Genomic DNA, 8,938 nt, shown 5'->3' with positions numbered 1-8,938 from the left:
CCCTGGAGCTGGAGCTGCAGCGGTCAGTACGGCGGTCGCAGCGCCAGCTGCAGCGCCAGCATCAGCACCTACTTGGTCATGGCCACGGCGGGCGAAGGCGGGCGCATCAGCCCCCCGCAGCGCAGCGTAGACCACGGCAAGAGCACCAGCTTCAGCGTACAGGCCGACAGTGGCTACCGCCTTGCCAGTGTCAGCGGCTGCAATGGCAGTTTGACGGGTACCCGCTACTTCATTGCCAGTGTCACGGGCGCGTGCCGTGTCCAGGCCACGTTCACCAACGCCCCCACACCCACCCAAGGCCCGGTGCTGGATGAAGACTTTGTGCGCCAGCAGTACCTCGACTTCTTGAACCGCAGCAGCGATAGCGCAGGCCTGGCCTACTGGCAAGAGCAGCTGCGCACGGGCCAAATCACCCGCGCCGAGCTGGTGCAGCGCTTTGTGGCGTCCACCGAGTTCCAAGGCCGCATTGCACCCATCGGGCGCCTGTACTTTGCCTACTTTGGTCGGGTGCCCGACTACGCCGGTTTGCAGTTCTGGATCAACACCATGTACCCGCAAGGCACGCCTTCGGGCCTGGATCTGCACAGTGTCTCGCAAGGGTTTGCGGCTTCGGTTGAATTTGAGCGCACCTACGGCACACTGGCTGACCCGGACTTTGTGCAGCTGGTGTACCGCAACGTGCTCGATCGCGAACCCGACAGTGCGGGTCAGGCGCACTGGCTGGCCCAACTGCAAAACGGCCTGTCACGCGGCAGCATGATGGCGCAGTTCTCAGAGTCTGCGGAGTACCAGGACTTCACCCAAGACGCCAACCAGGTGGTGATGGCCTACGTGGGATTGCTGCGCCGCTCGCCAGAGGCGGCAGGTTTTGAGCACTGGCTCAACTACCTCGAACAAGGTGGCAGTTTTATCCAGTTGATTGACGGCTTTTTGCGTGCGCCGGAATACAACCTGCGCTTTGCTGGGCCCTAAAGCGCAGGGCACACCGCATGCCCATGGGGCCGGGTAGCCCACCGTGCGGCAGCGTCAGCTGTGGGTGGGTTGGCCATGGGGTTGTATGGCTCAAGTTCTCTGGCCCGCCAGATAGGGCGCCAGATACCGCCCGGTGTGGCTGGCCGGGTTGGCTGCCACCTGCTCCGGCGTGCCCTGCGCCACCACGTTGCCGCCGCCCGCACCGCCTTCGGGGCCCATGTCAATGAGCCAATCGGCGGTTTTGATGACGTCCAGGTTGTGCTCGATGACGACGATGGTGTTGCCCGCGTCGCGCAGCTGGTGCAGCACTTTGAGCAGCAGGTCAATGTCGGCAAAGTGCAGTCCGGTGGTGGGCTCGTCCAGGATGTAGAGCGTGCGGCCCGTGTCGCGCTTCGATAACTCCTGCGCCAGTTTCACGCGCTGGGCCTCGCCGCCCGAGAGCGTGGTGGCGCTCTGGCCCAGGCGGATGTATGACAGGCCCACATCCAGCAGCGTTTGCAGCTTGCGCGCAATCGTGGGCACGTCTTTGAAGAAAGTGGCGGCGTCTTCCACCGTCAGCTCCAGAATCTGCGCGATGTTTTTGCCCTTCCACAGCACCTCCAGCGTCTCGCGGTTGTAGCGCTGGCCGTGGCAGATGTCGCAGGGCACGTACACGTCGGGCAGGAAGTGCATCTCCACCTTCACCACGCCGTCGCCCTGGCAGGCCTCGCAGCGGCCACCGGCCACGTTGAAACTGAAGCGCCCGGGGCCGTAGCCACGCTCTTTGGCGGTGTTGACCTCGGCCATCAGCTCGCGAATCGGCGTGAACAGGCCCGTGTAGGTGGCCGGGTTGCTGCGCGGCGTGCGGCCAATGGGCGATTGATCGACGTTGATGACCTTGTCAAAGTATTCGATGCCAATGATTTCTTCGTGCGCCGCAGGTTCATCGTGCGCGCGGTAGAGCTGGCGGGCCACGGCTTTGTGCAGGGTGTCGTTGACCAGCGTGCTTTTGCCCGATCCCGACACGCCCGTCACGCAGGTCAGCAGCCCCACGGGAAAGTCCACGCTGGCGTTTTTCAGGTTGTTGCCCGTGGCGCCCACCACGCGCAGCGTCTGCAACGCGCCCTGGCGCGCGTGGTGCTCGGCCATGCGTTCGGCGCGGCGCTTGCTGGCCTCGGTTTGCGGAAACCGGGACTTGGCCTTGGCCTCGGCGGGCACGGCCTGCTCCAGCGCTGGCAGCCACGGGGTGCGCCGCTGCGGCACGGCGATTTGCAGTGCCCCCGAGAGGTATTGCCCGGTGAGCGACTGCGCTGTGGCGCGCACTTCGTCAAACGTGCCCTGCGCCATCACACGGCCACCATGCACGCCTGCGCCTGGGCCCATGTCGATGATCTGGTCGGCCGCGCGCATCATGTCCTCGTCGTGCTCGACCACGATCACGCTGTTGCCGATATTGCGCAGGTGTTGCAGCGTGGCAATCAGCCGGTCGTTGTCGCGCTGGTGCAGGCCGATGCTGGGTTCATCGAGCACGTACATCACGCCCGTCAGGCCCGAGCCGATCTGGCTGGCCAGCCGGATGCGCTGGGCCTCGCCGCCGCTGAGGGTTTCGGCGCTGCGGTCCAGGCTCAAATAGTTCAGGCCCACGTCGTTCAAAAATTGCAGCCGCGTGGCGATTTCTCGCACCACTTTGTCGGCAATGTCGGCCTTGGCACCCGTCAGCTGCAACTGCGTGAACCAGGCGTGCGCCTCGCTCAGCGTGGCGTGGCTCACCTCAAAAATCGCGCGGGCCTGTGCGCCCTCGCCCACTTTGACGTGGCGCGCCTCGCGGCGCAGGCGTGCTCCCGCACATTCCGGGCAGGGCAAGGTGCTGCGCAGGCGGGCCAGATCTTCGCGCACCACGGTGGAGTCGGTTTCGCGGTAGCGCCGGGCTATGTTGGGCAGGATGCCCTCGAACGGGTGCTGCTTGATGATGGGCTTGCCCTTATTGGGGCCGCTGTCGAGGAAGTAGCTGAAAGCGATGGCTTCGTCGCCCGAGCCGTGCAGCACAGCGTTTTGCACCTTTTCGGGCAGGCTCTCGAACGGTACCTCGGTGTCGAACTGATAGTGCGCGGCCAGGCTTTGCAGCATCGCAAAGTAGTAGCCGTTGCGCCGATCCCAGCCCTTGATGGCGCCGCTGGCCAGGCTTAAGGAGGGGAAGGCCACCACCCGCGCGGCATCAAACACCTCGCTCTGGCCCAGGCCGTCACAGGCCGGACAGGCGCCGATGGGTGAGTTGAACGAGAACAGGCGTGGCTCCAGCTCGCCCAGGGAGTAGCTGCACACCGGGCAGGCGAATTTGCTGCTGAACAGGTGCTCGGCGCCGGTGTCGATCTCCAGTGCCAGCACGCGCCCGCCCGCGTCCTGGCCGCCCACACGCAGGGCGGCCTCAAAGCTCTCGGCCAGGCGCTGTTGCAGGTCGGCACGTACCTTGACGCGGTCAATCACCACGTCGATGTCGTGTTTTTCGGTTTTTTTGAGCGGGGGGAGCTGCTCGTGGGCGTAAATCTGGCCATCGACCCGAAAACGCACGTAGCCACGCGCCTGCATCTGTGCAAACAGCTCGGTGAACTCGCCCTTCTTGCTGCGCGCCACGGGTGCCAGCACCATCAGTTTGGTGTCGGCAGGCAGGGCCAGCACGGTATCGACCATCTGGCTGACGGTTTGTGCGGCCAGCGCCAGGCCGTGGTCGGGGCAATGCGGGGTGCCCGCGCGGGCGTACAACAGGCGCAGGTAGTCGTGGATCTCGGTCACGGTGCCCACGGTGGAGCGCGGGTTGTGGCTGGTGGCCTTTTGCTCAATGCTGATGGCGGGCGACAGGCCCTCGATCAAGTCCACATCGGGCTTGTCGAGCCGGCCCAGGAACTGGCGCGCGTAGGCCGACAGGCTCTCGACGTAGCGGCGCTGGCCTTCGGCGTACAGCGTATCGAACGCCAGGCTGGATTTGCCCGAGCCCGACAGCCCCGTAATCACCACCAGCTGGTTGCGCGGGATGTCCAGGTCGATGTTCTTGAGGTTGTGCGTGCGCGCGCCACGGATGCTGATGCGCTGCTCGCGCAGGGCCTGCGCCAGGGGGCGGCCTTCGGTGGGCCGTTCGTCAAGAGGGGGAAGGGTGTCGGGCATCGGCAAGGCGCAGAAAAAAGTCGAACTGACCATGATAGGTCAGCAGCCTTGCGCCGCGCCCGCCGTACCCCCATGGGCGAGAATCCACGGGTTCGTTCATTTTTCCGCGCCCATCCCCCGTGCCCGCCCCGCAGTCCTCCCCCCCCTCCTCCTCCATGACGCCATTGGAGCGCCGCTCCAGCATCAGTCTGGCCTTGATTTTTGCCCTGCGCATGCTGGGCCTGTTTCTGGTGTTGCCCGTGTTTGCGCTGGAGGCGCGCCACTACCCCGGCGGCAGCGACCCGGCCATGGTCGGGCTGGCCATGGGCCTGTACGGCCTGACGCAGGCCTTTTTGCAATTGCCGCTGGGCATCGCCTCCGACCGCTTCGGGCGCAAGCGCGTCATCGTGCTGGGCCTGCTGGTGTTTGCGGCGGGCAGCCTGCTGGCGGCGCTGGCCGATTCGCTCATGGGGCTGATGGTGGGGCGCGCGCTGCAAGGTGCGGGCGCGGTGTCGGCAGCCGTCACCGCCTTGCTGGCCGACCAGACGCGCGATGTGGTGCGCACCAAAGCCATGGCGCTGGTGGGCGGCAGCATCGGCCTGATGTTTGCCCTGGCCCTGGTGGTGGCGCCCCTGCTGGCCGCGCACATTGGTCTGGCCGGGTTGTTTGCACTGACGGGGGCGCTGGCCCTGGGCGGTGTGGCCACCGTGATTTGGTGGGTGCCGCCCGAGCCCGCACAACATGCCAACGCCCCGCGCGGGCGCATGGCCGATGTCTGGAAACACCCCGACCTGCTGCGCCTGAACCTGGGCGTGTTCGTGCTGCACACGGTGCAGATGGCCATGTGGGTGGCCGTGCCCGCGCTGCTGGTGCAGGCCGGGCTGGCCAAGGGCCTGCACTGGCAGGTGTACCTGCCTGCCGTGTTGGTGTCGTTCCTGGCCATGGGCGGCTTGTTTGCCCTGGAGCGGCGCGGGCGCCTGCGCGCGGCCCTGCTGGTGGCGATTGCGCTGGTGCTGCTGGTGCAACTGGGCCTGGGCTGGCTGGCACAGGGCGGTGCGGTGCCCACGGTGTGGTCGCTGGGGGCTTTGCTGCTGGTGTTTTTCTGCGGGTTTAACGCACTGGAGGCCAGCCAGCCCAGTCTGGTCTCGCGCATGGCGCCAGCGCAGCTGCGCGGCGCGGCGCTGGGCACCTACAACACGCTGCAATCGCTGGGCCTGTTTGCGGGCGGCGCACTGGGCGGTGCGCTGTTGCAATGGGCCGGTGCAACGGGTCTGTTTGCCGCCACCGCGCTGCTGTGCGCGCTGTGGCTGGCGCTGACCTGGACGCTCCAGCCGGTGGGGCGCGCCCCCCACTGACGCGCGGCCCCAAATCCACCCCCAGACGCCGCAGGAATTTTCTGCCTTGCGGCACAATCAGCCGTTTGGCGCGCACAGCGCCACCCAACTTCGAGGCAGAGCAGCATGGCATCCATCAACAAAGTCATCATCGTCGGCAACCTGGGGCGTGACCCGGAAATGCGCACCTTCCCCAGCGGTGACCAGGTGGCCAACGTGACCATTGCCACCACCGACAAATGGAAAGACAAGCAAACCGGCGAAATGCGCGAAGCCACCGAGTGGCACCGCGTGGTGTTCAATGGCCGTCTGGCAGAAATCGTCGGGCAGTACCTGCGCAAAGGCTCGCAGGTGTACGTCGAGGGCAGCTTGCGCACGCGCAAGTGGACTGACCAGGCCGGCGTAGAAAAGTACAGCACCGAAATCCGCGCCGACCAGATGCAAATGCTGGGCGGGCGCCAGGGCATGGGCGGCGCACCCGGCCAAGGCCAGGGCGGCTATGGCGAAGAGCAGCACGGCGGCGGTTTTGGCGGTGGCTACGGCGGCGATGCCGGTGGCTACGAGCAGGCCCCGCGCCGTGCCGCCCCCGCAGCCGCACCGCGCCCGATGGCAGCGCCCGCGCCCCGCATGGCCCCGGCACCTGCACCCATGGCAGCGCCCCCGCGCGCCGCCTCGGGGTTTGATGACATGGACGATGACATCCCGTTCTGACGCCTGCTGTGGATTGAGTTTCTGGCCATGGCCCACCTGGGGCTCGCAGCCTTTCGGGGCTGCGGGCCTTTTTGCTTTGACTGCGCTGCGCCAACCCGCTTGCGGGAGGGCCGCACGCCCCTTGTCTGGATGGCGCGCCCGCCACCACCGCCTGCATGTCCCACCACTCTGACGAACAACACGCCGCCGAATGGCGCCACCTGCTGCACCGCTACAGCGCACCGGTGCGCCAACAGGTGCGTGCCCTGGCCGCCATGCACCGCCATATGCTGGCCAGCCACTTTTACGTCCAGATGATGCAGGACAAGGTGGCCTCCACCTACCTCTCCCACGAGCAGGTACACAGCCGCCTGCACGCCTCCATGCAGACCTGGCTGACCGGGGTGTTTGCGCTGGGGCCGCACGACGACCTCATGCCTGCGGTGGCGCAGCAAAACAAGATCGGTGAAGTCCATGCGCGCATCGACGTGCCGGTCAACCTGGTGCTGCGCGGCGCCCGCAGCCTGAAAGAAAAAATGCACGCCCTGCTCCAGGACGATGCCAGCCTGGATGGTGCGCAGCGCGCTGCCGCCGGGCAGCTGGTCACCCAGGTGATCGACCTGACCATGGAGATCATGAGCCAGGCCTACTCCACCTCGCGCGACCGCAACTCGCGCGCCAAAGAGGCCTACCGCCTGTTTGCCGTGGCGCAAAACGTCTCTACCGAACGCGAGCGCCGCCGCGCCGCCCTGCTCGACTGGGAAAACCAGCTCATGTTCGACCACGCCGTGGGCCTGCAACCGGGGCAACTGCCGCGCCTGGGCATGTCGGAGTTTGGCCTGTGGTTTCGCCACAAGGGCGCGCACGCCTTCCAGGGCGCCAGCGAGACAGAAACCATCCTGCACGCCATGCAGCGCATCGACGAGGTGCTGCTGCCCGCCTTTGCCCAGCCCGGCAGCGAAGGCCAGCGCATCCCCCAGCTGCGCGAACTGCGCGAGCACAGCAAGCACATCGCCTTCCACCTGGACGCCCTGTTCGAGCAGAACAGCGAACTCGAAGCCGGGCGCGACGTGCTCACCCGCCTGCTCAACCGCAAGTTCTTGCCCGTGGTGCTGGGCAAATCGGTAGACCACGCGCGCAGCAACGGCGCCAGCTTTGCCGTGTTGGCCATCGACATCGACCACTTCAAGCAGATCAACGACGGCCACGGCCACGAAGCGGGCGACATGGTGTTGCAGCAAATGGCCAGCCTGCTCACGCACCACACGCGCGGCGGCGACTACCTGTTCCGCCTGGGCGGCGAAGAGTTTTTGCTGCTGCTGGTGGACACCCCGCTGGCCGGTGCCCGCCGCGCCGCAGAGAAACTGTGCGCCCAGGTGGCCGCAGAAGCCTTCCACCTGCCGCGCGACCAGACTGCGCAAGTCACCGTCAGCATTGGCGTGGCCGCCTTCAATGGCCACCCTGATTACCAGACCCTGCTGCGCCGGGCCGACGCTGCCCTCTACCAGGCCAAGCACGCCGGGCGCAACGGCGTGGTCGTGGCCGCCGATTGAGCCACAGCGTTTACTCTCTTATTGATAGCTGGTAGCGCCCACCGTACGGGCCTTAGAGGCCGATTTGGGTGTTAATTTTTGGCGCTGGCCGGTGCAGGGGCTGGTGTGTCCACCGCTGCAATCACGCCGCCGCCCAGGCAAACCTCGCCGTCGTACAGCACCGCGCTCTGGCCGGGTGTGACGGCCCACTGCGCATCGGCAAAATCCAGCGCAAAACCGCTGCCGTCGGCGCGCACCACGGTGCAGGCCGCGTCGGGCTGGCGGTAGCGCGTCTTGGCCGCATACGCGCCGGGGGCGGGCGGCTGGCCCGCGCACCAGCTGGCGTCCTGGGCCTGCAACTGGTGCGACAGCAGCCACGGGTGGTCGTGGCCCTGCACCACGCGCAGCACGTTTTTGTCCAGGTCTTTGCGCGCCACAAACCAGGGCTCGTGCTCGCCCACGCCGCGCTGGCCGCGCTCTTGGGCCGCCTTCAGCTCGGCGCCCTTGGCTTTCACGCCGCCAATCCCTAAGCCCTGGCGCTGGCCCAGCGTGTAAAAGCTCAGGCCCACATGGCGCCCCAGCGTGCGGCCCTTGTCGTCCTGAATCGGCCCGGGCGCGTGGGCGATGTAGCGGTTCAGAAACTCCCGGAAGGGCCGCTCGCCGATAAAGCAAATGCCCGTCGAATCTTTCTTCTTGGCGTTGGGCAGGCCAATCTCGGCGGCGATGCGGCGCACCTCGGTCTTGTGCAGCTCGCCCACGGGGAACAGCGTTTTGGCCAGCTGCGCTTGCGTCAGGCGGTGCAGAAAGTAGCTTTGGTCTTTGGTCGGGTCCAGCCCTTTGAGCAGCTCGAACAGGCCGGTGGCCGCGTTCTGGCGCACGCGCGCGTAGTGCCCGGTGGCGATTTTTTCGGCGCCCAGGCGCATGGCGTGGTCGAGGAACGCCTTGAACTTGATCTCGGCGTTGCACAGCACATCGGGGTTGGGCGTGCGCCCGGCCTGGTACTCGCGCAGGAACTCGGCGAACACGCGGTCTTTGTACTCGGCGGCAAAGTTGACGTGCTCGATCTCGATGCCGATCACATCGGCCACGGCGGCGGCGTCCACGAAGTCGATGTTGGACGAGCAGTATTCGCTGTCGTCATCGTCTTCCCAGTTTTTCATGAAGATGCCGACCACTTCGTGGCCTTGCTGTTTGAGAAGGTAGGCCGTGACGGCAGAGTCCACTCCGCCCGAGAGGCCTACGACAACGCGCTGTTTGGTATGGGCAGTCATTGGCCCGATTGTATTTTTATGC

The 8,938-nt window shown here is 66.3% G+C and carries 6 protein-coding genes; 4 read left to right on the top strand and 2 right to left on the bottom strand.

What is annotated here, in order from left to right; all coding sequences use genetic code 11:
• Window positions 1–972, top strand: a 972-nt coding sequence (locus tag PHX69_RS13270; RefSeq protein WP_288044262.1) for a DUF4214 domain-containing protein, incomplete at its 5' end; no start/stop codon positions are given.
• Between the two features lie 90 nt (window positions 973–1,062).
• Here PHX69_RS13270 and uvrA read toward each other — a convergent pair.
• Window positions 1,063–4,110, bottom strand: coding sequence for an excinuclease ABC subunit UvrA (gene uvrA, locus PHX69_RS13265; protein WP_288044259.1), 3,048 nt, complete (start codon window positions 4,108–4,110; stop codon window positions 1,063–1,065).
• A 155-nt stretch (window positions 4,111–4,265) separates the two neighbouring features.
• Here uvrA and PHX69_RS13260 point away from each other — a divergent pair, with 155 nt between their 5' ends.
• From PHX69_RS13260 to PHX69_RS13250, 3 genes are all read left to right on the top strand, one after another.
• Complete coding sequence (locus PHX69_RS13260) at window positions 4,266–5,444, top strand: MFS transporter (protein WP_288044258.1); 1,179 nt, start codon at window positions 4,266–4,268, stop codon at window positions 5,442–5,444.
• 105 nt (window positions 5,445–5,549) lie between these two features.
• Window positions 5,550–6,134 (top strand): single-stranded DNA-binding protein, encoded by a 585-nt coding sequence (gene ssb, locus PHX69_RS13255; RefSeq protein ID WP_288044256.1) that lies wholly within the window; start codon window positions 5,550–5,552, stop codon window positions 6,132–6,134.
• 155 nt (window positions 6,135–6,289) lie between these two features.
• A complete protein-coding gene (locus PHX69_RS13250; RefSeq protein ID WP_288044254.1) occupies window positions 6,290–7,666 on the top strand; it encodes a diguanylate cyclase in 1,377 nt (458 codons plus the stop codon).
• Window positions 7,667–7,737: 71 nt separating this feature from the next.
• Here PHX69_RS13250 and mnmA read toward each other — a convergent pair whose 3' ends face one another.
• On the bottom strand, window positions 7,738–8,916 hold the full coding sequence (mnmA, locus tag PHX69_RS13245) for a tRNA 2-thiouridine(34) synthase MnmA (protein ID WP_288044252.1): 1,179 nt from the start codon (window positions 8,914–8,916) through the stop codon (window positions 7,738–7,740).
• Window positions 8,917–8,938 lie beyond the last annotated feature (22 nt).

Source organism: Simplicispira sp. (genome assembly GCF_028687295.1).
Classification (GTDB): Bacteria; Pseudomonadota; Gammaproteobacteria; order Burkholderiales; family Burkholderiaceae_C; genus Simplicispira; species Simplicispira metamorpha.
The sequence above is the reverse complement of the archived record's forward strand: the minus strand, read 5'-3'. Positions and strand labels throughout refer to the sequence as shown.